The sequence below is a fragment of the Pseudonocardia sp. DxW genome (genome assembly GCF_058448985.1).
Map to the genome: position 1 here is coordinate 37,256 of NZ_JBZFLK010000013.1, position 26,418 is coordinate 63,673.

25 protein-coding genes are annotated in these 26,418 nt (G+C 74.0%); 9 read left to right on the top strand and 16 right to left on the bottom strand.

From position 1 onward, the window contains the following. Nucleotides 1-89: 89 nt before the first annotated feature. From ACVJO7_RS20515 to ACVJO7_RS20535, 5 genes are read right to left on the bottom strand one after another with little or no spacing between them, the layout of a single operon-like run. On the bottom strand, nt 90-842 hold the full coding sequence (locus ACVJO7_RS20515) for a hypothetical protein (RefSeq protein WP_491674220.1): 753 nt from the start codon (nt 840-842) through the stop codon (nt 90-92). Between the two features lie 3 nt (nt 843-845). Then, the gene (locus ACVJO7_RS20520) at nt 846-2,978 is read right to left on the bottom strand and encodes a hydantoinase B/oxoprolinase family protein (RefSeq protein WP_491674221.1); all 2,133 of its coding nucleotides are present in this window, start codon (nt 2,976-2,978) and stop codon (nt 846-848) included. After that, nucleotides 2,975-5,137 carry a hydantoinase/oxoprolinase family protein gene (locus ACVJO7_RS20525; RefSeq protein WP_491674222.1) on the bottom strand — a complete coding sequence of 721 codons (2,163 nt, stop codon included), beginning with the start codon at nt 5,135-5,137 and terminating at the stop codon, nt 2,975-2,977. Before ACVJO7_RS20525 ends, ACVJO7_RS20520 begins: the two co-directional genes overlap by 4 nt. After that, nucleotides 5,134-5,457 (bottom strand): acetone carboxylase subunit gamma, encoded by a 324-nt coding sequence (locus ACVJO7_RS20530; RefSeq protein ID WP_491674223.1) that lies wholly within the window; start codon nt 5,455-5,457, stop codon nt 5,134-5,136. The genes ACVJO7_RS20525 and ACVJO7_RS20530 overlap by 4 nt, the downstream gene beginning before the upstream one ends. Continuing rightward, a complete protein-coding gene (locus ACVJO7_RS20535; protein WP_491674224.1) occupies nt 5,454-7,274 on the bottom strand; it encodes a hydantoinase/oxoprolinase family protein in 1,821 nt (606 codons plus the stop codon). The genes ACVJO7_RS20530 and ACVJO7_RS20535 overlap by 4 nt, the downstream gene beginning before the upstream one ends. A gap of 229 nt (nt 7,275-7,503) precedes the next feature. On the opposite strand from ACVJO7_RS20535, the gene ACVJO7_RS20540 reads away from it, so the two are divergent. Then, nucleotides 7,504-8,799, top strand: a complete 1,296-nt coding sequence (locus ACVJO7_RS20540) for a PucR family transcriptional regulator (protein ID WP_491674225.1) — start codon at nt 7,504-7,506, stop codon at nt 8,797-8,799. Here the strand turns inward: ACVJO7_RS20540 and ACVJO7_RS20545 are convergent. From ACVJO7_RS20545 to ACVJO7_RS20565, 5 genes are read right to left on the bottom strand one after another with little or no spacing between them, the layout of a single operon-like run. Continuing rightward, entirely contained in the window at nt 8,745-9,533 is a 789-nt protein-coding gene (locus ACVJO7_RS20545) for an SDR family oxidoreductase (protein WP_491674226.1), read from the bottom strand. The genes ACVJO7_RS20540 and ACVJO7_RS20545 overlap by 55 nt on opposite strands. After that, nucleotides 9,530-10,351 carry an SDR family NAD(P)-dependent oxidoreductase gene (locus tag ACVJO7_RS20550; protein ID WP_491674227.1) on the bottom strand — a complete coding sequence of 274 codons (822 nt, stop codon included), beginning with the start codon at nt 10,349-10,351 and terminating at the stop codon, nt 9,530-9,532. Before ACVJO7_RS20550 ends, ACVJO7_RS20545 begins: the two co-directional genes overlap by 4 nt. Then, complete coding sequence (locus ACVJO7_RS20555; RefSeq protein WP_491674228.1) at nt 10,348-11,112, bottom strand: crotonase/enoyl-CoA hydratase family protein; 765 nt, start codon at nt 11,110-11,112, stop codon at nt 10,348-10,350. The genes ACVJO7_RS20550 and ACVJO7_RS20555 overlap by 4 nt, the downstream gene beginning before the upstream one ends. Beyond that, the gene (locus tag ACVJO7_RS20560; protein ID WP_491674229.1) at nt 11,109-12,296 is read right to left on the bottom strand and encodes a thiolase C-terminal domain-containing protein; all 1,188 of its coding nucleotides are present in this window, start codon (nt 12,294-12,296) and stop codon (nt 11,109-11,111) included. Before ACVJO7_RS20560 ends, ACVJO7_RS20555 begins: the two co-directional genes overlap by 4 nt. Beyond that, the gene (locus tag ACVJO7_RS20565; protein WP_491674230.1) at nt 12,293-13,858 is read right to left on the bottom strand and encodes a class I adenylate-forming enzyme family protein; all 1,566 of its coding nucleotides are present in this window, start codon (nt 13,856-13,858) and stop codon (nt 12,293-12,295) included. The genes ACVJO7_RS20560 and ACVJO7_RS20565 overlap by 4 nt, the downstream gene beginning before the upstream one ends. 216 nt (nt 13,859-14,074) lie before the next feature. Between ACVJO7_RS20565 and ACVJO7_RS20570 the strand changes: the two genes are divergently transcribed. Both ACVJO7_RS20570 and ACVJO7_RS20575 read left to right on the top strand, forming a co-directional pair. Further along, complete coding sequence (locus tag ACVJO7_RS20570) at nt 14,075-15,022, top strand: helix-turn-helix transcriptional regulator (protein ID WP_491674231.1); 948 nt, start codon at nt 14,075-14,077, stop codon at nt 15,020-15,022. Nucleotides 15,023-15,042: 20 nt separating this feature from the next. After that, nucleotides 15,043-15,438, top strand: coding sequence for a YchJ family protein (locus ACVJO7_RS20575; RefSeq protein ID WP_491674232.1), 396 nt, complete (start codon nt 15,043-15,045; stop codon nt 15,436-15,438). Here ACVJO7_RS20575 and ACVJO7_RS20580 read toward each other — a convergent pair. Next, nucleotides 15,384-15,611, bottom strand: a complete 228-nt coding sequence (locus tag ACVJO7_RS20580) for a hypothetical protein (RefSeq protein ID WP_491674233.1) — start codon at nt 15,609-15,611, stop codon at nt 15,384-15,386. The two genes, ACVJO7_RS20575 and ACVJO7_RS20580, sit on opposite strands and share 55 nt — an antisense overlap. A 113-nt stretch (nt 15,612-15,724) precedes the next feature. On the opposite strand from ACVJO7_RS20580, the gene ACVJO7_RS20585 reads away from it, so the two are divergent. The 6 genes from ACVJO7_RS20585 (at nt 15,725) to ACVJO7_RS20610 (ending at nt 22,260) form a co-directional block, all read left to right on the top strand. Then, nucleotides 15,725-16,909 (top strand): CaiB/BaiF CoA transferase family protein, encoded by a 1,185-nt coding sequence (locus ACVJO7_RS20585; RefSeq protein ID WP_491674234.1) that lies wholly within the window; start codon nt 15,725-15,727, stop codon nt 16,907-16,909. A gap of 170 nt (nt 16,910-17,079) precedes the next feature. Then, entirely contained in the window at nt 17,080-17,964 is an 885-nt protein-coding gene (locus ACVJO7_RS20590; protein ID WP_491674235.1) for an HTD2 family dehydratase, read from the top strand. A gap of 77 nt (nt 17,965-18,041) precedes the next feature. Next, nucleotides 18,042-19,202: an acyl-CoA dehydrogenase family protein gene (locus tag ACVJO7_RS20595; RefSeq protein WP_491674236.1), complete on the top strand. Its 1,161-nt coding sequence runs from the start codon at nt 18,042-18,044 to the stop codon at nt 19,200-19,202. Further along, nucleotides 19,199-20,023 (top strand): HpcH/HpaI aldolase/citrate lyase family protein, encoded by an 825-nt coding sequence (locus ACVJO7_RS20600; RefSeq protein ID WP_491674237.1) that lies wholly within the window; start codon nt 19,199-19,201, stop codon nt 20,021-20,023. The genes ACVJO7_RS20595 and ACVJO7_RS20600 overlap by 4 nt, the downstream gene beginning before the upstream one ends. A 49-nt stretch (nt 20,024-20,072) precedes the next feature. Further along, complete coding sequence (locus ACVJO7_RS20605) at nt 20,073-20,993, top strand: LysR family transcriptional regulator (protein ID WP_491674238.1); 921 nt, start codon at nt 20,073-20,075, stop codon at nt 20,991-20,993. A gap of 37 nt (nt 20,994-21,030) precedes the next feature. After that, nucleotides 21,031-22,260 (top strand): CoA transferase, encoded by a 1,230-nt coding sequence (locus ACVJO7_RS20610; RefSeq protein WP_491674239.1) that lies wholly within the window; start codon nt 21,031-21,033, stop codon nt 22,258-22,260. A 96-nt stretch (nt 22,261-22,356) separates the two neighbouring features. Here the strand turns inward: ACVJO7_RS20610 and ACVJO7_RS20615 are convergent, their stop codons facing one another. From ACVJO7_RS20615 to ACVJO7_RS20635, 5 genes are all read right to left on the bottom strand, one after another. Then, a complete protein-coding gene (locus ACVJO7_RS20615) occupies nt 22,357-22,731 on the bottom strand; it encodes an Lsr2 family DNA-binding protein (protein WP_344017883.1) in 375 nt (124 codons plus the stop codon). Between the two features lie 18 nt (nt 22,732-22,749). After that, complete coding sequence (locus ACVJO7_RS20620) at nt 22,750-23,295, bottom strand: hypothetical protein (protein WP_358486014.1); 546 nt, start codon at nt 23,293-23,295, stop codon at nt 22,750-22,752. Nucleotides 23,296-23,555: 260 nt separating this feature from the next. Continuing rightward, nucleotides 23,556-24,101 (bottom strand): 2Fe-2S iron-sulfur cluster-binding protein, encoded by a 546-nt coding sequence (locus tag ACVJO7_RS20625; RefSeq protein ID WP_491674336.1) that lies wholly within the window; start codon nt 24,099-24,101, stop codon nt 23,556-23,558. A 2-nt stretch (nt 24,102-24,103) separates the two neighbouring features. Next, complete coding sequence (locus tag ACVJO7_RS20630) at nt 24,104-25,573, bottom strand: phenylacetate--CoA ligase family protein (RefSeq protein WP_491674240.1); 1,470 nt, start codon at nt 25,571-25,573, stop codon at nt 24,104-24,106. After that, complete coding sequence (locus ACVJO7_RS20635) at nt 25,570-26,385, bottom strand: SDR family NAD(P)-dependent oxidoreductase (protein ID WP_344017887.1); 816 nt, start codon at nt 26,383-26,385, stop codon at nt 25,570-25,572. The genes ACVJO7_RS20630 and ACVJO7_RS20635 overlap by 4 nt, the downstream gene beginning before the upstream one ends. Nucleotides 26,386-26,418: the final 33 nt, after the last annotated feature.

The following is a 26,418-nucleotide window of genomic DNA, read 5'->3' on the forward strand; positions in this document are numbered from 1 at the left end:
CTGCGCAGCTGATCCGTGATCGACGGCGAACGAGCCGACCACACGCCGCACGGGGCGGTCAACCGGACCGGGTGGTCCGGTCGGGGAGGTCACATCGGGCGTTCGCCCGCCGCGCAGACCGTCGCCAGGTCGCAGTCGTGCGGGACGGGGCCGTCGGTGAGCACCAGCTCTGGCGCCGCGTCGCCGGTCCAGGACGACCAGGCCCGATCGAAGCCGGCCGCGGTGCCGTCCGGGGCGAACACGGCGGGATCGACGAGCAGCGCGTCGCCGCTGCCGTCCGGTCGTGCGCGCAGCACGCCCGCGGTGGCCGGGACGGGGCCGCCCCGGAGCAGCACGGGGGTTCCGAGGGTCGCGGCCCGGCGCAGCAGCGGGGCCAGCGCGCCGGCCGGCGCCGGTACCGGCTCGTCGGACTCCCAGACGATCAGCCGGGTCGCCCCCGCCTCCACCTGTGCCGCCGCCAGACCGGCCAGGGCGTCAGCACAGTCGGTGACCAGATCCGGGTCCGGCGTCCCGCCTGCGAGTGCACGGGCCAGCGCGACGGGGCCGGTGAGCGAGGCCGCCACCGCCGTGCGGGGGAACAGCCCGGCGAGCACCCGGGTGAGCTCGAGCAGCGGTGCGACCGCGGCGGAGCCGGGCAGCGGGTGGTCCAGCGGGTCACCACCCGCCGCCCGTACGGCGTCCGCCTCGGCATGTGGGTCGTGGTGGGTCACCAACCAGTCCGGCCGGGCGAGCGCGGCCGCGTCCCGCAACCGGTAGGCCCAGCGGGCGGGATCGGTGCGGGCGCCGACGGGTACGCCCCCGATGCGGGCGGCGACCTGGTCGAGGACGGGGACGAACAGCACCGCTCAGCCCTGCCCCTCCGGCCACTCCCAGGAGCCCAGGAAGCCCAGGTGCTCGGGTGGGGTGTCCGCACGCCAGCCCGCCACGAAGCCGTCGTAGCGCAGGCCGCGGGCGATCCGGTCGGCGCGTTCGGCGGTCCGGGCCGCCTCGGTCGCCGCCCCGTCGAGCTCCATCCGCTGCGCGTCCCACACCAGCCGGTACACCTCGCGCGCCACCTCGGGGCTGATCAGGCCACGCCGCAGGTCGGTCATGGCGTCCTGCGGATCCCGTTCGAGCGGGTCGCCGTAGCCGCCACCACCGCCCATCCGCTGGATCCAGATGTCACCCTCGGCGACCGGGTCGGCGGGCTGGACCGGGTTGCCGACCTCGTAGGTCCCGGGCAACGGGCGGTCGGCGACCATGGACGGTCCGTCGTAGGTGATCCCTTTCGCGCCGCCCGCCAGCCAGTCGCGTACCGCGTCGATCCCGCCGTCGGGCCGGATCCGGGTCAGCGGCGTGCAGCTGCCTCCGTACCCGCCGAACATGCCGGCGGTCACCGGGAACCGGCCGCCCATGCTGGTGATCCCGAACCCGAACATCTGGCTGCCGTAGAGCATGTACGCCCACTCGACGGATGCGCCGCCGCGGAACCGCCCGAAGCCGTGGTTGTCGGCCGGGATCTCGCGCCACAGCCCGAGCAGCGGGAGCTCGGACTCGCGGGTCTCCATCTCACCCCAGTCCGACACCGGCGCGAACACCGGGCCCGCGGCGTGCTCGCCGTCGGCGTCGCAGCGCGCCCCGCCACCGGCGGCGTTCATCTCGGTGGAGACGTTCGCGGTGACCTGCATGTGCTGGGTCAGGCCGCCGTACTGCAGGGTCGGGATCATCGCGTACCAGGGCGCCATCGGCTTGGCCGGGCCGGGCGCGGCGAACATCGCCTTGGTGACGGCCTGGTGCAGCGCCGCGTTCAGGCAGAACATGGTGGTCAGTGACAGCGACGAGGGGTGCTCGGTGTCGGCGGTGAGGATCGAGCCCGGTTCCAGGTCGTAGTCGAGTGCGGCGATGAACCCCGCGGTGCGCGGCAGGTCCCCGTAGAGGAAGTTCATGAACAGGTTCGCCACCATGGCGCGGGTGAAGTGCGCCTGCGTGTTGAGCGCCCGGTCGATGGCCGGGGCGCTGCCCGCGGTCCGCACGGTGAGCGTGTCGCCCCGCTTGTCCAGCTCGACGTTCAGCTTGAACAGGCGCTCCTCCAGCAGGGTCGTGTCGCCGAAGTGGACACCGCGGTAGGTGCCGTCCGGCCAGGCCGAGATCCGGCGGCGCACCTCGGCCTCGGTGTTCTCCAGCACCGAGCGCAGGGTGGCGATCAGGAGCTCCGGCGAGCGTTCGGCCATGAACTCGTGCATCCGGCGTTCGACGGCGCGGGCGGCGGCGAGCTTCGCGCGGATGTCGGTGAGCCACAGCAGCGGATCGCGGACCTGGTTCTGGAACATGTTCACCACGTCGCGGCGCAGCGTGTAGCCCTCACCGATCTTCATCGGCGGGATCCGGACGCCCTCGGCGTACTTGGTGGTGGCCCGCACGGCGAGCCCGCCCTGGTCCAGCGAGGCGCCGTTCTCGCCCTCGTGCACGACCGCGCCGATCCAGGCGATGTGCTCACCCGCCCAGTACAGCGGCAGCAGCAGGGTGTGGTCGGGATTGTGCGTGCCGCCGTAGTTGGCGTCGTTGTGGTAGAAGACGTCGCCCTCGGCGAGCCCGACGGTGGGCTCGTCGGCCCAGTACCGGTTGACGAACTTCGGCACCGGCGAGGTCGTCGCGGAGAACATGTTCACCCCGCCGGAGGTGGCGACGGCGAAGTCGCCCTCCCGGGTGTAGATGCCGACGATGAGGTCGCCCCACTTGGCGGCGGAGGAAGCGCTGATCTGCTGGAGCATCTGCATGCTCGACTCGAGCACCGCCTCGACCCGGCCGAGCCCGACGGCCAGGTCGGTCGGGTCGGTCACGGCGGCGAGTGCCTCGTCCTCGCGGTCGGTGCGCGGGCGCAGCCGGAACTCGCCGGTCAGCTCGGCGTCCGGGCCGTACATCACCGGCCGGTTCTCCAGCAGGTCGTCGAGGAACGCCTCGGTGTCGTCGCTGCCGGTGGTCGTCTCGGGGGTGCTCATCGGTGGTCCTCTCGCCGCATCCGGAAGAAGCCGTGGGTGTCGAGCTCGCCGTGCCAGCCGGGCTCGACGACGATCGTGGTGTCGGGGGCCTCGAGGATCGCCGGCCCGGCGATCCGGTGTCCGGGGGTCAGGGCCGGATAGGCGTAGACGTCGGTGGTGACCGGCTCGGCGCCGCCCCACCGGCAGTCCCGCCGGCCGCGCAACGCCGCGCGCGCATCGGATCCGTCGGCGGTACGCGCCCTGGGTGCCGGCGCCGGGCGCGGGATCCGGGCCCGGACGCGCACCGTGTCGATCGCGACGCCGACCTCCCGGGTCAGGGCGAGATCACCGAACCGGTCGCCGTACTCGGCGAAGTAGGTCTTCAGCACGGCGACCAGGTCGTCCCGGCCGGTGATCCGCTCGACCGGGCTGGCGACGGTCACCACGTCCAGCTGGCCGAGCGCCCGGATGTCCAGCTCGACGGCGGTCACGATGTCGTCCGGGCCGTGCCCCTGGCCGGCGAAGTCGGACAGGGCACGCTCCCGGAAGCCGTCGACGATCGCGTTGAACCCGTCGATGTCGGTGAGAAGCTGCTTGGTCAGCGGGTTGAACAGAACCATCCACACGGACTGCTCGTAGATGTGCAACCGCTCCAGCCCGGCGGCGCCGGCGGCGGAGAAGACCGAGCTGTGCGGCGGGACGACGACCTCCCGCGCGTCCAGCGCCGCCGCGTAGCCGCAGGCGTGCAGCGGTCCGCCGCCGCCGAAGGAGAGCACGGTGAACTCCCGCGGGTCGTAGCCCTTGGTGGTGATCCCCTTGAAGATCTCGGCGCCCATCGTCTCGTCGACGATCCGGCGGATCCGGTGCGCCGCCTCCGGGACCGAGATTCCCAGCGGGCCGGCGATCCGGCGTTCCACGGCCCGTTCGGCCCGCCGCAGGTCAAGGGGCAGCCGGCCGCCGTGGTAGGTGTCCGCGGCGAGGTGGCCGAGGATCAGGTTGGCGTCGGTGACGGTGGGTTCGGTGCCGCCCTGCCCGTAGCAGGCCGGGCCGGGTGCGGAGCCCGCCGACTCGGGGCCGACCGCGATACCGGAGATCGGGTCGAGCCGGGCGATCGAGCCGCCGCCCGCGCCGATCGCGGAGATGTCCATCATCGGCAGCTGCACGTGCCAACGGTCGATCACCGGATGGAAGTCGTAGAAGCGGACCGATCCGTCGACGACGATGCCGACGTCGAACGAGGTGCCGCCCATGTCGGTGGTGACGATCTTGTCGAGGCCGCGGGCCCGGGCGATGTGCCTGCTGCCGTACAGCCCGGACACCGGGCCCGCGTGCACGGTCTGGATCGGCGACGTCCCGGCCAGCCCGCCCATCCCGCCGCTGTTGTGCACCATCAGGAGCTCGCCGAGGTAGCCCCGGGCGCGCAGCTCGTCACGCAGCGCGGAGAGCCGGTCCGCAGTGAACCGGTGCAAGTAGGCGTCGATCGTGGCGGTCATCGACCGGGCGTACTCACCCGCCCGGCCGGACACCTCGTGGGACAGGATCGTCGGGAACCGGCCCAGGTAGCTGTCGGGGTACTCGTGTTCCACGATCTCGCGCACCAGCTGCTCGTGCGACGCGTTCAGGTGGGCGTTGAGCAGGCACACCACGAACCCGCGCACGCCCTGGTCGACCAGGTCGAGGACCCGGTCGCGGATCTCGTCCGGGTCGAGCGGGATCACCACCCGCCCCGCCGAGTCGATCCGCTCGGTCAGCCCGACGATGCGTTCCGGTTCGACGAGTGGCTGCGGCCGGGTGGCACGGGGCAGGTCGCGGGTGGCCGCTGCGGGCAGCCCGTCGGCCCACTGGCGGCACCGCCCGATCGGCACGGTGGCGGTGTGCCCGCGGGTGGTGATCAGGCCGAGCCGGGGGCCGGTCCGCTCGATCAGTGCGTTCGTGCCGAGCGTGGTGGCGTAGCGGATGGCGCCGGTTCCGGCGAGCAGCTCGTCGGTGTCCCGGCCGGCCGCCGCGGCGATGTCACCGACGGCACGCAGGAACCCGACCGACAGGTCGTGGTGGGTGGTGAGGGCCTTGGCGGTGTGGACGGTGCCGTCGCGGTCGGTGGCGAGGCAGTCGGTGAAGGTGCCGCCGATGTCGACATTGATCTCGGTCGTGGCCACGGTGGGACTCGCCGTGCCGGTCATCGTGCCTCCAGTGCGTCGAGGTCGATCTCGATGTCGTGCACCAGCGGGTGCCCAGGGGGCAGGTACTCCGCCTCCACCTGGGCGCCGCAGCCGGGGCAGTAGTACTCGACGATCCGGCACCAGGCCGGGTCCGGTGCGACGTCGTGGCCGCCGTCGAAGCGCGGTGGGTGGATCTCCCGCGGGTCCCGGTCGTGCAGCAGCAGGCCGCGCTTGTAGTCCTGCCCGGCCGGCCCGATGCGGTGGTCACACCGCTCGCAGTGCCAGCTCGCCGTGGTCAGGTCGATCACCAGGTACTCGGTGATACGGATCCGGTCGCTCATCGGCCGCTCCCCCCGGTCGGGGCGCCGAGCAGGGCGGCGCCGTGGTCGTCGACCCGCAGCGTCCAGCCGGGCGGGACGCAGAGGGTGGTGTCGGCGGAGTCGACCAGCGCAGGACCGGTGACGACGGAGCCCGCGGCGAGCCCGTCCCGGTCCAGCACCGTGGTGTGGAGCGGACCGTGTCCCGGCCAGTGCACCGGCCGGGTCCTCGTGGCCGCACCCGTCGGCCCTGCGGCGAGACGCGGGCCGGTCGGTGGATGATGGGGCAGCCGGTGGACGCCCTCCACCACCAGCCGGCTCCGGCCGTCACGGGTCACCCGGACCACGCTCAGTTCGACGTCGGCGGGGGCGACCCCTTCCCCACGCATGTCCCGCAGTACCTGGTCCCGCAGGGACCCCTCGTCCGCGCTGCCGCCGGGCGCCTCCCGGACGTGCCGCACGTCCACGGTGGACGCACCGTAGGCGGAGAAGACCGGTGCGAAGGGGAGCACGATCACCTCGCGGATCCCGGCCGCAGCGGCGATCGCGGCACCGTGCGTGGCCCCGTTCCCGCCGAAGGCCAGCGCCTTCGCCGTCGCCGGGTCCACCCCCCGGCGGTGCATCTCCGCCGCGAGCCCGGCGCCCGCGGTCCGGTGGGCGGAGTCCAGGGCCCGGCCGGCGATGTCCTCCACCGTGACGCCGAACCGGTCGGCGAGCGGGGTGAACGCCCGGCGGGCCGCGGCGAGGTCGAGCTCCATCCCGCCACCGAGGAAGGTCTCCGGTCGCAGCACTCCGAGCACGGCGTCGGCATCGGTCACCGTCGGCTCCGCTCCGCCGAAGCCGAAGCAGGCCGGGCCGGGGCTGGCGCCGGCGCTCTGCGGGCCGACCCGCAGCTCCGTGCCGTCGGCCCAGGCGATCGAGCCGCCGCCCAGGCCGAAGGCCAGCAGATCGGGCAGCGGGAGGTCGATCTCCACCCCGGCGACCACCCCGTGTTCGTGGAAGGGGACCTCGCCGGAGCGCAGGACCGACACGTCCAGGCTGGTCCCGCCCATGTCCAGGGTGACCAGGTCGCCGGTCCGGTGGTGCCGGGCGACCGCGGCTGCCCCGAGCAGGCCGGCCACCGGGCCGGAGTTGTAGGTCTTCGCCGCGACCGTGCGCGCCACCCGGGCGGCCCGGCCGTCGTTGTGCACCACTCGAAGCGGCCGGGCGTAACCCTGGTCACGCAGGTAGTCCTCGGCCCGGTACAGGTAGTCGGCGACGTCGGGATGGACGTAGGCGTTGAACAGCGCGGTGGCGGCCGCGCGCACCTGGTCCGTGCCCGCGGACAGCTCACCGGCCCGCAGCATCGGGACCGCGTCCAGGCAGTGCCGGGGGTGGTGCTCGGTGAACGTCGCGGCCATCGACGTCTCCCGGGCCGGGTCGGCAGAAGCGACGACCAGCCCGCGGGCGCCGTCCTGGAGCAGCCCCCGGGTCTCCGCCAGGCCGGTCGTGCCGTCCGGGACCCGGGCGACCATCCCGGTGTCGACGAACGTCCCGACCCCGGTCCCCGGTCCCCCGGCGGCGATCGTCGTGTCGTCGGTCAGCAGTCCCAGCCGCGGGCCGCTGCGCTGGATCACCGTGTTCGTCCCGACGGTCGTCGCATAGCGGACGGCGACCGTGTCCCGCAGCATGTCCGGCACGCCGGTGCCGAGACGCTCCGCCGCGGCCTCCACCGCCGCCCGGAAGCACAGCGCGAGATCGTGCGGGGTGGTGAGCGTCTTCGCGGTGTGGACGGTGCCGTCACGCACCACGAACACGTCGGTGAAGGTCCCTCCCGTGTCGATGTCGATCGTGACCGGCATACCCGTCCCTCCGTGGTCCCGGTGCGCCGTGTCCGGCTGCACCTGCTCACCGGGCAGCCTTCTGCCGGTGGCACCGGTCCTCAATGGGCCCGGCCGACACCGTCCGGTGGCGGCGTCGCACATCGGTGGCGCGCTGCGCCGGAGGCCCGCCGGGCTGCACTGCGCGCAGGACGAAGTTCCGTGCGCGCAGCAGCTTGCCGGTGCCCCCCGGCGCGGCCAGGGTCCGGGCATGACCCGATCGACGACGATCGGCCGCGCGGGTGGGTCCACCCCGCAGGCCTGGCTGGCCGGATGGTTGCGCCGCGACATCGAGTTCCTGCTGGACCCGCTGGTGTCGGCGCTCACCACGGCGGTGCCGGAGATCCTGGTCGCCGCCGACGCCCCCGACCGGCACGTGCGGGACGCGGTGCGGATGCACCTGACGACGCTCACCCGCTGCTTCACACCCGAGGAACCGGATTCCGAGATCGCGATGCCGTCGCTGGTCGCCCGCTACACACGGGCGCTGGCCCGGCACGACGCGGTGGCCCTGCCGGTGCTGTTGCGGTCGTTCGAGTCGCTGCACGCCGCGCTGTGGCAGCACCTGGTCACAGCGCTGCACACCGCGCACCCGCGGCCGTCCGCAGCCGAGCGGGCAGCCGTCATGGAGTGGGCGGCGGCCCGGCTGTTCGCCTACTTCCGGACGGCGAGCGAGCGGACCGCCTCGCTGTACGGGACCGAACTGGCGCTGCTCGAGCGCCGGGCGTCGTCCCGCCGGACCGACCTGGTGGCGGGGCTGCTCGGCGGGACGGTGGATCCGGCGGCGGCGCAGCGCGAGCTGGGTTACGACCTGGGTACCCGGCACGTCGGGTTCGTCGCCTGGACCGACCGCGGGTCCGAGCTGGACCGGCTCGACGGCGCCGTCCGGTCCGTGGTGGAGGCGCTGCGACCGCAGCGCCGGCTTCGGGTCCCCGGCGACGGCCGGTCGGTCCACGGCTGGCTGGTGTGTCACGGGGAGAGCTGGCGCGAACTGGTGGCGCGGCGCAGCCTCCCACCGGGGGTGCACATCGCCTGGGGTGGTTCGGCCTCCGGGTACGACGGTTTCCGCACCACCCACGCCGAGGCACAGGAAGCCCGCCGGGTCGCCGACGCACTCGGCTCGGCGGGCACCGTGCTGTTCGACGACGTCGCGGTACTCGCGTTGGCCACCCGGGACGATTCCGCAGCGACCGCGTTCGTGGCGAGGACGCTCGGCAGGCTGGCGGCCGGCGGCGACGAGGCCGACCGGCTGCTGCGGACCCTGCGGGTGCACCTGGCCGAACTGGGCAGCCCGACCCGCACCGCCCGCCGGCTGCACGTGCATCCGAACACCGTGGTCAAGCGGATGGAGCGGATCGAGTCGCTGCTGGGGCGCCCGGTGGACCCGGCCGATCTGGCGCTGCGCACCGCCACCGAGCTGTCCACGATGGTCGCCCGGCCGGACCCGGCCGGTCAGGTGCAGCCGGAGACCCCGCCGTCGACCGGCAGCACGACGCCGGTCAGGTAGGAGCCGGCCCGCGAGGACAGGAAGACGGTGGCCCCGACGACGTCGTCCGGGCGGCCCCAGCGGCCGCGCGGGATCCCGGCCCGGACCGCGTCGTGGGCGTCCGGGTCGTCGGCCACGAAGGCGCTCATCCGGCTGGGGAAGTAGCCGGGCGCGATCGCGTTGACGGTGACGTGCTCGGCCGCCAGACGGTGGGCGAGGTGCCGGGTCAGCATGTGCACAGCTGCCTTGGTGGCGCTGTAGGGGTAGTTCTCCAGCTCGGTCACCCGCAGCCCGGCCAGCGACCCGATGTTGATCACGCGCGCCGGATGGTCGTCGGTCGCCGCGTCGCGCAGTGCGGGCAGCAGCGAGCTCGTGAGCCGGAAGACGCCGGTGAGGTTGACCCCGACGAGCTTGTCCCAGGCGTCGTCCGGGAACTCGTCGATCGGCGCACCCCAGGTGGCGCCCGCGTTGTTGACGAGGATGTCCAGCCGCCCGCCGAGTTCCCCGTCGACGGCCGCGACGAGGGCTCGCGCGCCGTCCGGTGTACCGACGTCGGCCGGAACGCCGGTGCAGCGCGCTCCGAGCCGGTCGGCGACCTCCGCACAGGCCGCCGGCTTGCGCGATGACACCAGCACCCGGGCACCCGCCGCGAGGAGCCCCTCGGCGATCATCAGCCCGATCCCGCTGGTCCCGCCGGTCACCAGCGCGGTGCGGCCGGTCACGTCGAACAGGCCGGCCGGAGGCACACCGGTCACAGCGCCACCGAGTAGCCGCCGTTGACCGGCATCGTCTGGCCGGTGATCCACGACGCGCCGCGCGAGGCCAGGAACACGATCATCGCCGAGGCGTCCGACGGTTCACCGATCCGGCGCACCAGGTAGCGGCTCAGCAGCTGCTTGCGCAGCGCCGGATCGGCCAGGTACCCGTCCGTCGCCGGGGTCCGGGTGGCGCCGAGCGCGACGCTGTTGGCGGTGACCGCGTATCGGCCGCCCGCCCGGGCCAGCGCCCGGGTCAGGCCGGCCGCGCCGGCCTTGGCGGCCGAGTACGCCTCCAGGCCGCCGGTCTCGCCGACCCGTCCGGCATCCGAGATCACGGTGACGATCCGGCCGCCGGCGCCGGCCTCGACCATCTGCGCCAGCGCGTGCCGGGCGCAGTTCAGGACGCCGTGCAGGTTCACCCCCAGCGACGGTGACCAGTGCTCCGGGCCCTGCTCCCAGAACGGCAGCGCCGGCGGCGCAGCGCCCCCGCCGCCCTGGTTTCCCGCGTTGTTGACCAGCACCCCGACCGGTCCGTGTGCGTCGCGGGCCCGGGCGAACATCGCGCCGACCGCTTCGTAGTCGGTGACGTCGCACGCCACCCCGGTCGCCGTGCCACCCAGGCCGCGGATCTCGGCGGCTACCGCATCGACCCGTGCGGCGTCCACGTCGTTGACCAGCACCGCACCCGCGCCGCGGGCGGCGAGGTCGAGGGCGACCTGCCGGCCGACCCCCTGCCCGGCACCGGTGACCAGGGCCACCCGGCCCTCGATGTCGGTCCCGGCTGCATCTGTCGCGTTCGTGCCCGTCGTCTTCATCGTCCCTTCCACACCGGCTCCCGCTTCTCGGCGAAGGCCGCCAGGCCCTCGCGGTAGTCCTCGGACGCCAGCACGGTGTCCACGTACCGCTGCTGGGCCGTCCAGCTCTCCTCGTCCGTCCACTCCGGACCGTGCCTGACGATCGCCTTGCCGGCCCGGACCGCGATCGGTCCCCCGGCGGCGATCTCGGCGGCGAGCCGGAGGGCGACCTCCAGCGCCTGACCGGGCTCAGCCAACCGGTTGACCAGCCCGAGCTCGTGGTACCGCTCGGCGTCCCAGGCCGCGCCGGTCAGTGCGGCCTCCATCGCCAGCGCGTACGGGATCCGCCGGGGCAGCCGGAACAGCCCGCCGCCCATCGCCGGGAATCCGCGCCGGGCCTCGGGAAGGCCGATCCGGGCACCGCGGGCGGCGACGACCAGGTCACAGGCGAGCGCCAGCTCCAGGCCGCCACCGAGTGCGTGTCCCTCCACCGCCGCGATGATCGGCTTCTCCGGCGGGCGGGCCATCAGCCCGCCGCCGCCGCGACGCTCGGTACGGCCGAGCTCGCCCCGGGCCGCGGCCTTCAGGTCCTGGCCGGCGCAGAACGTCCCGCCGGCCCCGGTGAGCACCGCGACCCGCAGTCCGTCGTCGGCGTCGAAGGCGTCGATCGCGGCCTCCATCGCCTCGGCCGTGGCACGGTCGAAGGCGTTGCGGCGCTCCGGCCGGTCGATCGTGAGGACGACGACCGCGTCCCGGCGTTCCACCAGCAACGGGCCGCTCACGACTGCGCCATCCGGTAGAGGGTGACGACGCCGGCGCTGCCGAGGCCGACGTTGTGCGCAAGGGCGAGCCGCGCGCCGTCGACCTGGCGGGGCCCCGCCTCGCCGCGCAGCTGCCAGCTGAGCTCGGCGCACTGGGCGAGCCCGGTGGCGCCGAGCGGATGACCCTTCGAGATCAGCCCGCCGGAGGGGTTGACCACCCAGCGTCCGCCGTAGGTGGTGGCGCCGGCGTCGACGAGAGCGCCGCCCTCTCCCTCTGCGCACAACCCGAGCGCCTCGTAGGTGAGGATCTCGTTGACCGAGAAGCAGTCGTGCAGCTCGATCACGTCGATCTCGTCGGGCCCGATCCCGGCCTGTTCGTAGACCTGGCGGGCGGCCCGCCGGGAGACCGGTGTCCCGACGATGTTGACCGCACTGTCGTAGGCGTCGGTGGTGTCGGTGGCCAGCGCCTGGGCGACGATCTCGACCGCCCGCCCGGCGGCGCCCAGCCGGTCGACCACCTCCTCGGAGACGACGACGGCGGCGGCCGCCCCGTCCGAGGTGGGCGAGCACTGCAGCTTGGTCAGCGGCGGGCAGACCGCGGTGGAGTCCAGGATCTCCTGCAGGGTGTGGACGTCCCGGAACTGTGCGTACGGGTTGTCCGCGGAGTGCCGGTGGTTCTTCTCGGCCACCTTGGCGAACTGCTCGGGCGTGGTGCCGAACCGGGCCGAGTGTTCGTTGCCGGCCGCCCGGAACATCTCCAGCACGACCGGTGCGCCCGTCGGCTCGTGCAACCCGGCGAGCGCCTCGACGAACTTGCCGACCGGATTCGCCGACTGCGGGTGGGTGGGGGTGCCGAGCGAGCCGCGCTGCATCTTCTCGAAGCCCAGCGCCAGCACGCAGTCGGCCAGCCCGCCCTGCACCAGCTGTCGGGCGTAGAGCAGGGCGGACGAGCCGGAGGCACAGTTGTTGTTGACGTTCACGACCGGGATGCCGGTCATGCCCAGCTCGTAGACCGCGCGCTGACCCGCGGTCGAGTCTGCGTGCACGAACCCGGCGCAGACCTGTTCGACGTCGCGGTACCCGATGCCCGCGTCGCGCAGGGCGGCGTCGGCGGCGCGGTGGGCGAGTTCGGGGTAGTTCGGGTCGGGACGGCCGGGCTTGCTGAACTCGGTCATTCCGACACCGAGCACGTAGACGGTTCTCATCGCGGGTGTACTGCTCCTCGGCTCGGCTGTGCGGATTGCGGGGCGTACCGGGCGCGGACCTCGCGCCGTAGCACCTTCCCGACGGCGGACTTGGGCAGCTCGGTGTCGAACCGGACGCTGGTCACACGCTTCACCGGCCCGAGGCGCTCGCGGGTCCAGGCGATCAGCTCGTCCTCGGTGACCTCGGCACCCGGTTCGGGAACGACCAGCGCCAGCGGCGTCTCACCCCACTTGTCGTGCGGTACACCGACGACCGAGGCGTCACGGACCGCGGGGTGCTCCGCCAGCGCGTTCTCGATCTCGGTCGGCCACACGTTGAACCCACCCGAGATGATCATGTCCTCCTTGCGGTCGGTCAGGAAGAGGAAGCCGTGCTCGTCCAGGTAGCCCATGTCCCGGGTGAGCACGGACCCGTCGGGCAGCAGCCGGGCACGGGTGGCCTCGGGGTCGTCCCAGATGCCGTCGAACACCGACGGGTTGTGCGCCGCGACCTCGCCGACGGTCCCGGCCGGGACGGACCGCCCACCCTCGTCGACGATCGTGATCCGGGTGTTCGGCGTCGCCCGCCCGGCCGACCGCAGCCAGCGGCCGCCCTCGGCCAGGTGGTCGGCCGGCGACAGCACCGACACCGGCGCGACCTCGCTCTGGCCGTAGAGCTGGAGCAGGATGTCGCCGAAGACCTCGCGGGCCCGGTCGAGGGCGGTGGCGGTCATCGGGGAACCCCCGTAGACGAACTGCCGCAGGCTGCGCAGGTCGGTCCGGCCGGCCGCCGGGTGCCCGGCCGCGAGCTGGACCATCGTCGGCACGCCGAAGGTGAGGGTGCAGCGGAGCCGCTCGATCGCGGCGAGGAAGGCACCGGGTTCGAACGCGCGGAGCACCGCCACCGCACCCCCGGCGGCCAGCACACCGAACACCGGCATGATCGTCGCGTGGGCCAGCGGCCCCGCCGCGAGGTAGATGTCGTCGTTGCGGAGCGGGATCAGCGCGGCGGTGGTCTCGGTGCCGACACCGGTCCAGGCCCGGCAGGAGTGCACGATGCCCTTGGGTGTGCCGGTGGTCCCTGCCGAGAACCGGATCGTTTGCGGCGCATCGGGGTCCGGTGCGACCCCACGGTCGACCGGGGACGCCGCGGCGAGCAGGTCGTCGTAGCCGTGTGCCCCGGCCGGGGCCGGGCCGTCGAGCACGATCACGTGGCGCAGTGCGCCGGCGCCGGCCAGGTGCGGAGCGATCGCGTCGTGATGGGTGCGCTGCGCGATCAGCACCGTGGCGCCGATCGTGTCGAGCAGTGCGACGTTCGTCGCGGGAGTGTTGTGCGTGTAGAGCGACGCACGGACGTACCCGCCGAGGGCGACACCCAGGATCAGCTCCAGCGACTCCGGGCTGTTGTCCGTCAGGGTGGCGACCCGCTCCCCCGGTCGCACGCCCAGACCCGCCAGCGCGTTGCCGATGCGGCAGCTCCGCTCGTACAGGCCCGTGTAGTCGAGCGTCATGTCGTCGCAGATCACGGCGGGGCGGTCGGGGTGGTCACGTGCGCCGGTCCGGATCAGGGTCGCGAGATCCATCCGTCGTCCTCCGGGCTCCCGCCGGTCGTGGGCCGCCCGGACTCCGGCGGGCTGCGCCGGGCGTGCGTCCCACGCTAGGAACGGTCCGGGGACGCTCCAATGGAGCGAGCCGCCACCGTGCGGTGGTGGGCGGGCACAGGGCCTCGTCGGGCTCGGACGCCGCCGTCGCGACCGCTACGCTGCCCCGGACGCCGGTCACGACCGGAGGTGGACGAGATGCCGGACGATGCGGTCCGCAGCGAGCGCACGGCCGTCCGCGGCCTGCCCGTGACCCGGGCGCGGGACACCTGGCGCACGTTGACGACCGCCCTGCAGGGCGCCATGACGTGTCACTTCGGGGACCGCGCCGAGTTCGGCGGGACCCTCACGCGCACCCGGACCGACCGGTACCAGGTGCTCAGCTGGAACTCCACGCCGATCCGGTACGAGCGGACCGACCGGCACATCCGGGCGGACGGGATCGACAGCTGCCTGCTGGTCGCGCCGGCCCGCGGACGGGTCGTGCTCGGCGGGGGGCACGGTCCGGCGGTGCTCGACGACGGAACCGCCGCCCTGATCCGGATGGACCGGCCGTTCGAGGTGACCCACGGCCGGGGAGCCCAGCTGGTCGTGGTGACGATGACCGGCCGCGAGATCACCCGGCATGCCGGCCGGCTGCCGGGTGGCACCTCGCCGATCGATCTCAGGACCGGGCTGGGCACGATCCTGCGGGCCGTGCTGCAGGCGACGCTGGCGCAGGAGCGGCTCCCGGCCGACCACTTCGACGCGGTCGTGGAACGGCTCGGGGAGCTGACCGGCATCCTCGTCGCCGGTCAGGGCACGGCGGGCACCGGCACCCTCGGGGAGATCGAGATCGCGGTCCGCAGGCACGTCCGCGAACGCGTCGACGATCCGGACCTCAACGCGTCGTCGGTCGCCGCGGCACTGGGCTGGTCGACCCGGCAGGTCCAGCTCGCCCTGCAGCGGGCCGGCACCACCGCACGGGAGCTGATCCGCGAGGAGCGGCTCACCCGCGCACGAGCCCGGCTCACCTGCGGGGCGCACCGCGGGATGTCGGTCACCGAGATCGCGCACCTGTCCGGGTTCCGGTCGGTGAGCACGTTCAGCACGGCGTTCCGGCAGCGGTTCGGCACCAGCCCGCGGGCGGTGCGGGCCGGGAGCTGAGCCGGCCCGATACTGGGCGGATGCCCGTGAACTGTCCCTGCGGCCGAGCCCGCCCGGAGCGGGCCTGCTGCGGCCCGTTGCTCGACGGCCGCCCCGCGGCGACCGCCGAGGACCTGATGCGCAGCCGCTACACCGCGTTCGTCCGGGGCGACACCGCGCACCTGACCGCCTCCTGGCATCCCTCGACCCGGCCGCGGGCGCTGCGCCTGGAACCCGGCTCGGTGTGGACCGGGCTGGAGATCCTGGACCGCTCCGGCGGGGCGATGTTCGACGCCGAGGGCGTCGTCGAGTTCCGGGCGCACCGCCGGGACGGCGTGCTGCACGAGCGGAGCCGGTTCGTCCGGGAGGACGGCCGGTGGTTCTACGTCGACGGGGAGCTCGATCCCGGGTCCGGCACGCCGGGCACCGGCAGGTAGCAGCCCTGCAGCCGCCATCCCCCCGGGCCCGGCTCCCAGTGCAGGGTCTCACCGGGCAGCGGTTCGATCCGGTCCAGTCGCGCCCACAGCTGCTCCTGGGCGCGCCCCAGCTCACGTACGGCGCGGCCGAGACCGGCCAGGATCCGGACGAGCGTCCGGCCGTCGCTGCTCATGGCGTCGATGGTGGCCGCGACCGGCCCGGCCCGGAATCGGCAGGAATGCCGATCGGCGGCAATATCCTGCCGGTCCCTGACACGCCGTCCGGCCGGGGATAACGTCCCGGTACGTGGATCACTCCCCGACGCAGGACGGCCCCGGACTCGGCGACGCACCGGCCGGCGGCCCGCTGGACGGCATTCTGGTCGCCGACTTCTCCCGGGTGCTGGCCGGTCCGTACGCCACCATGATGCTGGCCGATCTCGGCGCGACCGTGATCAAGGTCGAGGGCCCCGGCGGCGACGACACCCGCACCTGGAAGCCCCCGGTGCTCGACGGGACGTCCACCTACTACCTGTCGATCAACCGGAACAAGCGGTCGATCGTGCTCGACCTCAAGGACCCCGCCGACCTGGCGGTGGCGCGGCGGCTGGCGCAGCGGGCCGACGTGCTGGTGGAGAACATGAAGCCGGGCGGGATGGCCCGCTTCTGCCTCGACCACGCCGCGGTCGCGGCGGACAACCCGTCGGTCGTCTACTGCTCGATCTCCGGGTTCGGCCCGCTCGGCGGCGCCCACCTGCCCGGTTACGACCTGCTGGTGCAGGCGGTGTCCGGCCTGATGAGCATCACCGGCCCGGCCGACGGGCCGCCCTACCGGGCCGGGGTCGCGGTGTTCGACGTGCTCACCGGGCTGCACGCCGCGCTGGCCGTCGCGGCGGCGCTGCGGCACCGGGAGCACACCGGCGAGGGGCAGCTGCTGGAGACGAACCTGCTCTCGGTCGCGCTGTCGACGCTGGTCAACCAGACCGAGGCCTACGTCGCCGCGGGCGCGGTGCCGCAGCGGATGGGCAACGAGCACCCGAGCGTCTTCCCCTACCAGCCGATGCCCTGCAAGGACGGCGAGCTCATCGTGATCGCCGGGAACGACGGCCAGTTCCGCAGGCTCGCCACCGTGCTCGGCGATCCGGCGATGGCGCAGGACCCGCGCTTCGCCACGATGTCGGACCGGATCGGGCATCGGGCCGAGATCGAGCAGCGGCTGCGCGCCCGGCTGGCCACCCGCACCGCGCAGGAGTGGTACACCGCGATCACCGAGGTGGGCGTGCCCTGCGGACCGATCAACTCGGTCGACGGCGGGGTGGCGCTGGCCGAGCGGCTCGGCCTGGAGCCGGTGGTCCGGGCGCCGGACGCGGCCGCGGTCCCGACCGTCCGGAACCCGGTGACGTACTCGCGGACGCCGCCGTCCTACCGGCGCTCGCCGCCGCCGATCGGTGCGGACTCGGCCGACGTGCGGGCCTGGCTCGACGGGCCCTGAGCCGGGCGCGCGGGGGCGACCGCGAGGCGGGCGGGCCGGATCCCAGCAGCGCGTATCCCCGCGCCCGGTGATGCACGCCGCGCATCGGGCAGGGTCCGGATCTGCATTTCACACATCGAGCCGGAGCGTCCAGAGTGGGATCCGGCGACCGAACCGTACGAGGGAGTGCCGTGTCCGAGACCGCGAACCTGGCCGATCTGGTGCGGGACTGGGATCCGCCGACCGTCCGGACCAGCCGGCGGGTCGATCCGTGGCCGGCCGCCGCCTTCGCCGACCTGGTCGACGCCGCTCCCCCGGAGCTCGGCGACGGCGCGCCGCTCCCCCCGCTGTGGCACTGGTTCGTGCTGCTGGAGCACCCGCGGACCGCCGATCTCGGCGAGGACGGGCATCCCGCCGACGGCCCGCTGCTGCCGCCGGTCCCGGGCCGGCGCCGGATGTTCGCCGGGGGCCGGTTCACCCAGCACGCCCCGATCCCGTTCGGCGCGGTGCTGCACGGCAGCTCGGCCGTCACCTCGGTGACCCCGAAGTCCGGGCGCACCGGCGAGATGCTGTTCGTGTCCGTCCGCCAGGAGCTGCGGGTCGGCGACGATCCGGCCCTCGTCGCGGTCGAGGAGCAGGACATCGTCTACCGCTCGGAGCCCGACGGCGCGCAGCGACGGGTGGTCCCGCGTCCGGCGGGCGGCGAGCCGGAGCCGGACGGGGCGTGGCGGCGGCGGCTGGGCACCGGCAGCGTGCTGCTGTCGCGGTTCAGCGCGCTGACCTACAACGGCCACCGCATCCACCACGACCACCCGTACACGACGACCGTCGAGGGCTACCCGGATCTCGTCGTGCACGGGCCGCTGATGGCCCTGCTCGCGCTGGAGCTGCCCCGGGTGCACGCACCCGCGGACACCGTCGCCGAGTTCGGCTACCGGCTCACCCGGCCCGCCTTCCTGCCCTCGACGCTGGTCGCCGCCGGTGACCGGGACGGCGACGACCCGGGTGCCGCCACGGTCGCGGTCGCGGCCGAGGGGGTCGCCCCGTCCCTGGCGGCGACCGTCCGGTTCCGCTGACGACCGCCGGCACCCGCAGACGAGCCCCGACAACCACGAACACAGACCACCGCCGACCAGATCAGGAGGTCCGCGCCATGGGTGCGCTGGACACCGAGGAACAGGCCGTCGTCGACACGGTCCGCGACTTCATCGACCGCGAGGTGAAACCGCACGTCAACGAGCTGGAACACGCGGACGTCTATCCCGAGAAGTGGATCGAGCAGATGAAGCAGCTCGGGATCTACGGGCTGGCGGTCCCCGAGCCGTGGGGCGAGGCCCCGGTCTCGATGCCGTGCTACGCACTCGTCACCGCCGAGCTGGCCCGCGGCTGGATGAGCCTGGCCGGCGCGATGGGCGGGCACACCGTCGTCGCGAAGCTGCTGGTCGCGTTCGGCACCCGCGAGCAGCAGGACCGCTACCTGCCCCGGATGGCCACCGGCGAGCTGCGCGCCACGATGGCGCTCACCGAACCCGGCGGCGGCTCCGACCTGCAGAACATGACGACCAGGGCGCGGCGCACCGACGACGGGTACGTGATCGACGGATCGAAGACCTGGATCTCCAACGCCCGCCGGTCCGGGCTCATCGCGCTGCTGTGCAAGACCGACCCGGCGGCCGAGCCCGCGCACCGCGGGATCTCGGTGCTGCTCGTCGAGCACGGCCCGGGCCTGACCGTCTCCCGGGACCTGCCGAAACTCGGCTACAAGGGCGTCGAGACCTGCGAGCTGGTGTTCGAGAACATGGCGGTCCCGGCCGACACCCTGCTCGGCGGCGTCGAGGGCCGCGGTTTCGCGCAGATGATGAAGGGCCTGGAGACGGGCCGGATCCAGGTCGCCGCCCGCGCGCTCGGCGTCGCCGACGCCGCGCTGGAGGACTCGCTGCGCTACGCCCGGGACCGCGAGTCGTTCGGCAGGCCGATCTGGCAGCACCAGTCGGTCGGCAATCTGCTCGCCGACATGGCCACCACGATCACCGCCGCCCGGCAGCTGATCCTGCACGCCGCCCGGGAGTACGAGTCCGGCCGGCGCTGCGACATGGAGGCCGGCATGGCGAAGCTGTTCGCCTCCGAGACCGCGATGGAGGTCGCGCTGTCGGCCGTCCGGATCCACGGCGGGTACGGCTACTCCACCGAGTTCGACGTCGAGCGCTACTTCCGGGACGCCCCGCTGATGATCGTCGGTGAGGGCACCAACGAGATCCAGCGCAACGTGATCGCCGCCCAGCTGGTCAGGCGCGGCGGGCTGGACCGCGGATGACGGCCACGTTCGCCCTGCGCGGGCCCGCCCTGCTGTTCTGCCCGGGCAACCGCCCGGACCGGTTCGCGAAGGCGGTCGCCGCCGCCGACACGGCGATCCTGGACCTGGAGGACGCCGTCGGCCCGGACGACAAGGCCGCCGCCCGCACCGCCGTCGTCGGCGCACTCGCCGACCTGGACCCGGCCGCGGTGCTGGTGCGGATCAACGCGCCCGGCACCCCCTGGTACGACGACGACGTGCGCGCACTCTCCGGCCACCCGCAGGTCGCGCTGATGCTGCCGATGGCCGCCCGGGCCGCCGACGTCGAGGCGCTGGCCCCGCACCCGGTGGTCGCGCTGTGCGAGACCGCCCGCGGCGTCCTCGCCGCACCGGAGATCGCGGCCGCGACCGGCTGCGCCGGCCTGATGTGGGGCAGCGAGGACCTGGTCGCCGATCTCGGCGGCCGGGCCGGCCGGGCGCCCGGCGGCGGGTACCGGCCCGCCGTCGAGGAGGCCCGGACCCGGATCCTCTACGCCGCCCGCGCCGCCGGTGTCACCCCGGTCGACACCGTGCTCGTCGACATCGACGACCGGGCGACGCTGCGCTCGGACTCGGCGGCCGCCGTCGCCGCCGGGTTCGCGGCGAAGGCGTGCATCCATCCGGCGCAGGTCGCCGTCGTCCGGGAGGCGTTCCGGCCCACCGACGACGAGGTGGCCCGGGCCCGCGCGATGCTCGCCGCCGCCGAGGCGCACTCCGGCGGCGTGTTCCGGCTGGACGGCCGGATGGTCGACGCGCCGCTGCTGGCGCACGCCCGGGAGGTGCTCCGGCAGGCGGCGCCCTGACCCGCGGTGATGCGACCGGGACATCGTTGCGGGTGACATGATGACCCGGGTGACGACCGTGGACGAGCTGGAGTGGTTCGTGGCGCTCGCCGAGACCGAGCACATGACGCAGGCCGCGCAACGGCTCTCGCTGGCCCAGCCGACGCTGTCCCGGGCGCTCGGCCGGCTGGAGCGGCGGGTCGGCGCGCCGCTGTTCGACCGGGTCAACCGCAGGCTGCGGCTCAACCCCTACGGCGAGATCATGCTGGAGCACGCCCGGCGCGGCCTCGCCGAGCTCGCCGCCGCCGAGGAGCGGATCGCCGCGCTGCGCGATCCGGGCCGCGGCACGGTGCGGCTCGCGTTCCTGCACTCGATCGCCGCCGGGCTGATGCCCGAGGTACTGCGCGCGCACCGCGCCGAGTCCCCCGGCGTCACCTTCGAGCTCACCCAGGCCGTCGGGCACGAGATCGTCGAGCAGGTGCGCGCCGGGCGGGTCGACCTCGGGCTGACCGCCCCGCGCCCGGACGACGACGCGATCGCCTGGACCGACCTGCACCGGGAACGGCTGTGCCTGGCCGTCCCGGCCGGGCACCGGCTCGCCGGCCGCGACCGGGTGGCGCTCGGCGAGGCGGGCGACGAGCCGTTCGTGACGCTGCGCGAACCGATCGGTTTCCGCCGGCTCTCCGACGAGCTGTGCACGCGGGCCGGGTTCGCGCCGCGGATCGCGTTCGAGGGCACCGAGATCGGCACCCTGGAGGGCTTCGTCGCGGCCGGCCTGGGGGTCGCGATCGTGCCCGAGCCGCGGCCGCACCGCGCCGAGCCGGGGGTCAGCCACCTGCAGCTCACCGACGCCGCCGCGCACCGGATGATCGGCCTGGCCCGGCTGCGCGACCGGCCCCACCCGCCGGTGGTGGCCCGGTTCGCCGAGTTCGTCGTTGCCCGGTTCCGGGACGACGGTCCGGCCGCTCCCCCGGCTACCCTCGGACCGTGATCATCCACGCACAGCGACCCGAGGGGCCCGGCCGGACGTGACAACGACCTCCCAGCAGCACACCGGCCGCCCGCTGGACGGCCTGCGGATCGTGGAGTGCGCGAGCTTCGTCGCCGGCCCGACCGGCGGGATGACCCTCGCCCAGCTCGGCGCCTCGGTGATCCGGATCGACCCGCTCGGCGGTGGGCCGGACCACGGCCGCTGGCCCGCGGCGGGGCACGGCACCGGCGACTCGTACTACTGGGCGTCGCTGAACAAGGGCAAGCGGTCGTTCGCGGTGGACCTGCGCTCGGACGAGGGCCGCGAGCTGGTCGTCGCGCTGGCGACCGGCGCCGGCGAGGACCGCGGCGTGCTCGTCGACAACGTCGTCGGCCGCCGCTGGATGGCCAACGAGGTGCTCACCGCGCGCCGCCCCGACCTGATCCACGTGCGCGTCCAGGGCTATCCGGACGGGCGGCCCGCGGTGGACTACACGGTCAACGCCGAGGTCGGCATCCCGCAGATCACCGGCAGCGAGGAGGGCGCCGCGCCGGTCAACCACGTGCTGCCCGCCTGGGACCTGGTCACCGGGCTGACGGTGTCCACCACCGTGCTCGCCGCGCTGCACCAGCGCGGCCGCACCGGGCGCGGCGTCTACTCCGAGATCGCGCTGTCCGACGTCGCGCTGGCCGGTGTCGCGAACCTCGGCTGGCTGTCCGAGGCCGCCGAGACCGGCCACGAGCGGCCCCGGCACGGCAACCACGTCTTCGGCAGCTTCGGCGTCGACTTCGCCTGCTCCGACGGGCGGCGGGTGATGGTCGTCGCGCTCACCCCCGGCCAGTGGAACGCGCTGATCACGGTGACCGGCACCGGCGCCGTGTTCGCGGCGCTGGAGACCGCGCTGGGCGCCGACCTCACCGACGAGACCGAGCGCTACCGGCTCCGCGAGACCATCGCCGCGGTGCTCCGGCCGTGGTTCGGGGCCCGCGACTCGGCGATCGTCGAGGCCGAGCTGAACCGGGCCCGCGTGCTGTGGGGGCGCTACCAGGGGATGACCCGGGTGGTCGAGCAGCACCGGGCCGGCGCGCATCCGCTGCTCACCGACATCGTGCTGCCGAGCGGGACGGCCGCGGTCACCGCCCGCTCCCCCGTCCGCTGGGACGGCGCGCACGGCGAGGCCGGGGACGCTCCCGAGCTCGGCCGGGAGACCGAGGAGATCCTGACCGGCGAGCTCGGCCTGTCGACCGCCGAGATCGGCGCGCTGCGCGACCGCGGCGTGATCGGCTGACGGCACTCACCCCGCCGGGACCACCCGGAACTGCTGGTCGCCGGGATCGTGGCCACCGCCCCGCGGGGCGGTGGCCCGAGCTGATCCCGGCACCCGTCACTCCTCCTCGGCAGGCACCTCGTGCGCCTCCCGCCAGCGCTTCACCAGCGCCTGGCTGAACCGGTTGTTCGACGGAACCTCGATCCCGTTCTCCTCCGCCCACTGGCGCAGCTCCTGGCGCTGCTCAGCGGTCAGACCGGAGGTGGTGCGCCGGCGCGGCTCGTTACGCCGCGACGCCATCGACGAACCGTCCGGCACCGACGCCTCGATCCGCCCGGCATCCATGTAGGGACGCAACACCGTCAGCAGCTTCTGGTACTCGCCCGCGGCCAGGTCGATCGCGATCCGCATCTGGTCGAGATGGATCTCGTGCGACTCGACGCCGTCCTCGGTACCGGTGAGATCGCAGTACCGGATCTCTCGAACACCCACGTGTCAGCCTCCGTCCGCTCAGCCCTGTGTGTCCGACGCGTCGCGCGAGCGGGCGGCCCGCTCGGCCCGCTCCTCCTTCTGCGCACGCTCGGCGGCCTTGCGCAGCGACGCGAGGGTCTGCCCGGACAGCGCCTTCGACGCCACCGAGTCACCGATCTGGCGCGGGGTCATGTGCCCGCGGCCGCTGGGCGCCAGGTACTCCTGGCCGTCCTTCCCGGTGCGGTACTCCAGCCCGGACGCGACCCGCTGGAACCGGGTCCGGCCGCCGCGACGGGCGCCCTCCCACTTCTCCACCCGGACCGCGAGCTCGCAGCAGGTGCACACCAGACGGCGCAGCAGCAGGCCGTCGTCGTCGACACCGGTGAAGTGGATGCCCGCCTGCCGGATGGTCGGGAACAGGTGCCTGCCCCGTTCCCGGCAGGCCAGCACCTCGTCGGTCACCCGGTCCACGTAGAGGTCGACGTCCTCCTCGGAGGCCCTGACCCAACCCGTGTCCTGCTGCTGCTCACCCTGGATCGACTTCGCGGACACCGGCTCACCGGCGCCGCCTGAGATCTCGGCCAACCCCGTCTCCCTTCACCCGGATGCCTGCGGCATCCCGCGATCGTCGAACCGATCGCGGACCACCGCCGCACCACCCTCACCGTCATCGTCTGCCGAGCGGGATCGACGTTGCCACGCCGACTACCGTTCCGCCTGATCGGTGGGATTGTAGGAACACCGGTGTAACTCCGATCAAGGTGTGGTGAGCCCGGTCTCCGGAGGACGCCGCCCGGTGCCCTCCGGTGCGGCCGTCCGGGTGTACCGCAGCGCGGCACCGGGGATCAGATGTCGAGCACCGGCCGCGGTCCGCGGGACCGGGACACGCACACCATCATCATCTCGCCGGAGGCGCGCTCGACGTCGTCCAGGACGGTGTCGCGGTGGTCGGGTTCGCCCGCGAGCACACCGGTCTCGCAGGCGCCGCACACCCCCTCCCGGCACGACGAGTTGACGATCACCCCGCCGGCCTCCTCCAGCGCGTCGAGGATCGAGACCCCCGGCGGGACCCGCACGGTGACGCCGGAGGCGCGGCACTCGACGTCGAACGCCGTGTCCGCGCCGTCGCCGGCGCCGGGTGCGGCGGTGAACCGTTCGACGTGCAGGGTCCCCGAGCCGGCGCCGCGCGCGGTCATCGCGTCGATCAGCCCGGCCGGGCCGCAGCAGTAGACGAGCGCGCCCGGCTCCCAGCGCGGCAGCGGGCCGCCGTCGTCGGCCACCAGCTCGACCGCGACGACGCCGTCCGCGACCGGCACGGTGGTGCGGACGACTGTGGTGCGGACGACGGTGTCGCGCGTGCCGACCGTCCCGGTGGCGCCCGGCGGGTGCACGGTCAACGGGCGTCCTCCGCGCGGGGCCGCTCGTCGACCACCCGGCGGGCCTTGAACGTCGTCTCCGGCAGGGTGCCCGGCTCCAGCAGCCGGACCGGCACGCCGATGTTGACGGCCCGGCGCAGCGCCGCCTCGGTCCGCGCGACGACGTCGGCCCGGCCCGGCCCGTCGGCGGGCAGCACCGCCGCGGCCTCCCGGCCCAGCTCGGCGAGCACGGTGATCTCGTCCAGCGCGCCGGGCCTGCTGACCCGGATCCGGAACTCGGGGCCGAGCTCGGGGACGGTGCGCAGGCCGGTCTCGATCGCCGACGGGTAGACGTTCGCCCCGCGGATCACCAGCATGTCGTCCAGCCTGCCGAGCACGCCCTCCGGCAGCCGCGGCCAGGTCCGCCCGCAGGGGCAGGGCTCGGTGGTCAGGTAGCTCTCGTCGCCGGGCGCGAACCGGATCATCGGCTGGGACTCGCGCCAGAGGTGGGTGTAGACGATCGCGCCGCGCTCACCGGCCGGGATCGGCGTGTTGAGGTCGCCGGAGGCGACGATCTCGGTGTGCACCTCGTCGGCGATCAGGTGGGTGCCGGTGCCCGCCGGGCAGCCGACGCTCGTCTGGAACGGGTACATCTCGGAGGTGGAGCCGGCGTCGACGACGGTGGCGCCCCAGCCGCGCTCGATGATCCGGCGGGTCCCGGGCAGGGAGCCCCCGGGCTCGCCGCCGACGAGCAGCGTGCGGACGGTGCCCGCGGCGAGATCGACGCCCATCCGCTCGGCGACCGAGAGCAGGTGCACCGCGTACGACGGCGTCGCGGTGAACACCGTCGAGCCGAGCCGGGTGATGAGCTCGATGTGCTTCTCCGAGTCGGTCACGCCGAGCGGGAACACGGTCGCGCCGATCCGTTCCAGACCCTGCAGCACCCCCCAGCCGCCGAAGAACAGCCCGAACGGGAAGCCGACCTGGGCGATGTCGTCCGGCCGGATCCCGGCGCACCACTGGGCCATCGCGTGCACGTCGGCGGCGCGGTCCCAGTCGGGATTGGACACGGCGTAGAGGGTGGGCGTCCCGGAGGTGCCCGACGAGCCGTGGATCCGGGCGATCCCGCCGGGCGGGTGCTGCGGGGTGTAGCTGCCGAACGGCGGGTGCTCGGCCTGGTCGGCGACCAGCATCCGCTTGGTGATCACCGGGACCTTCGTGGTGAAGTCGGTGAGCGAGCGGACCTGGTCGGGATGGAAGCCGTGCGCGTCGTAGTGCCTGCGGTAGAACGGCAGCTCGGCGTAGACGTAGTGCAGCTGGTGCCGGATCCGCTCCAGGATCAGCTGCTCGCGCTCGGCGTGCGGGCGGGTCTCGCGGGCGACGTCCCAGAACCGCGGGAAGCCGCGCTCGTCGGAGTCATCGAAGTTCTCAGGGGCGCCGAGGTTGTCAGGAGCGCCGACGTTCTCGGGGGCGCCGAGGTCGTCCCCGGCGCCGGTCACCGTGCTCACGGGCGGCTCACCAGGCCCTGCGCCTCGGCGACGTCCCAGTACGAGTGCAGGCCGCGGACGTGCTGGCCGCCGTCGACCGGGACGAAGTGCCCGGTGATGCGTCCGGCGGCGGGCGACATCAGGAACAGCGCGACGTCGGCGATGTCCTCGGCCTCCTGGTGCCGGGGCGGCGCGACGAGCGTCCGGTCCAGGAACTCCTGGCCGATCCGGCCGACGGTGAACCCGGCGCCGAGCGGGGTGTTCACCGTGCCCGGCCCGATCGCGTTCGCCCGGATCCCGTGCCGGCCCAGCTCGCCGGCGGTGACCTGGGTGAACTGGGCGACGCCCGCCTTCGCGGCGCAGTAGTGGCCGAGGCCGTCGGTGGCGGCGACCGCGTTCAGCGAGGAGATATTGACGACGGTTCCGCCCTCGCCGGCCTCGATCGCCTGCCGGGCGAACGCCCGGGTGCACAGGAACGTGCCCTTGAGCAGGGTGTCGACAATGAGGTCCCAGTCGTCCTCCGAGCAGTCCCGGATCAGCGCCAGCGATGCGGTGCCCGCGTTGTTGACGAGGTGGTGCACGGTGCCGAACCGCTCTGCGGCCAGCGCGAACGCGGCGTCGACGTCGGCGGCGACCGCCACCGAGCCCTCGTGCCAGGCGAGCCGGTCACCCCCGTCGAGCTCGGCGTCGGCGGCCGCGATGTTCGCTGCGGACAGTTCCAGCACCACGACGTTCGCGCCGCGCGCGAGCAGTGCCGCGGTGATCGCCTTCCCGATGCCGCTGCCGCCCCCGGTGACCAGTGCGGTCCGGCCCGCGACTCCGTCGTCGCTCATGTACCCCTCCTCGTTGTGGTCGGTGCAGGTGCC

Coding starts and splice junctions, on each gene's coding strand:
- ACVJO7_RS20520 (WP_491674221.1), bottom strand. CDS start 2,978: ATGAGCACCCCCGAGACGACCACCGGCAGCGACGACACCGAGGCGTTC.
- ACVJO7_RS20525 (WP_491674222.1), bottom strand. CDS start 5,137: ATGACCGGCACGGCGAGTCCCACCGTGGCCACGACCGAGATCAATGTC.
- ACVJO7_RS20530 (WP_491674223.1), bottom strand. CDS start 5,457: ATGAGCGACCGGATCCGTATCACCGAGTACCTGGTGATCGACCTGACC.
- ACVJO7_RS20535 (WP_491674224.1), bottom strand. CDS start 7,274: ATGCCGGTCACGATCGACATCGACACGGGAGGGACCTTCACCGACGTG.
- ACVJO7_RS20540 (WP_491674225.1), top strand. CDS start 7,504: ATGACCCGATCGACGACGATCGGCCGCGCGGGTGGGTCCACCCCGCAG.
- ACVJO7_RS20550 (WP_491674227.1), bottom strand. CDS start 10,351: ATGAAGACGACGGGCACGAACGCGACAGATGCAGCCGGGACCGACATC.
- ACVJO7_RS20560 (WP_491674229.1), bottom strand. CDS start 12,296: ATGAGAACCGTCTACGTGCTCGGTGTCGGAATGACCGAGTTCAGCAAG.
- ACVJO7_RS20565 (WP_491674230.1), bottom strand. CDS start 13,858: ATGGATCTCGCGACCCTGATCCGGACCGGCGCACGTGACCACCCCGAC.
- ACVJO7_RS20570 (WP_491674231.1), top strand. CDS start 14,075: ATGCCGGACGATGCGGTCCGCAGCGAGCGCACGGCCGTCCGCGGCCTG.
- ACVJO7_RS20575 (WP_491674232.1), top strand. CDS start 15,043: ATGCCCGTGAACTGTCCCTGCGGCCGAGCCCGCCCGGAGCGGGCCTGC.
- ACVJO7_RS20580 (WP_491674233.1), bottom strand. CDS start 15,611: ATGAGCAGCGACGGCCGGACGCTCGTCCGGATCCTGGCCGGTCTCGGC.
- ACVJO7_RS20595 (WP_491674236.1), top strand. CDS start 18,042: ATGGGTGCGCTGGACACCGAGGAACAGGCCGTCGTCGACACGGTCCGC.
- ACVJO7_RS20600 (WP_491674237.1), top strand. CDS start 19,199: ATGACGGCCACGTTCGCCCTGCGCGGGCCCGCCCTGCTGTTCTGCCCG.
- ACVJO7_RS20635 (WP_344017887.1), bottom strand. CDS start 26,385: ATGAGCGACGACGGAGTCGCGGGCCGGACCGCACTGGTCACCGGGGGC.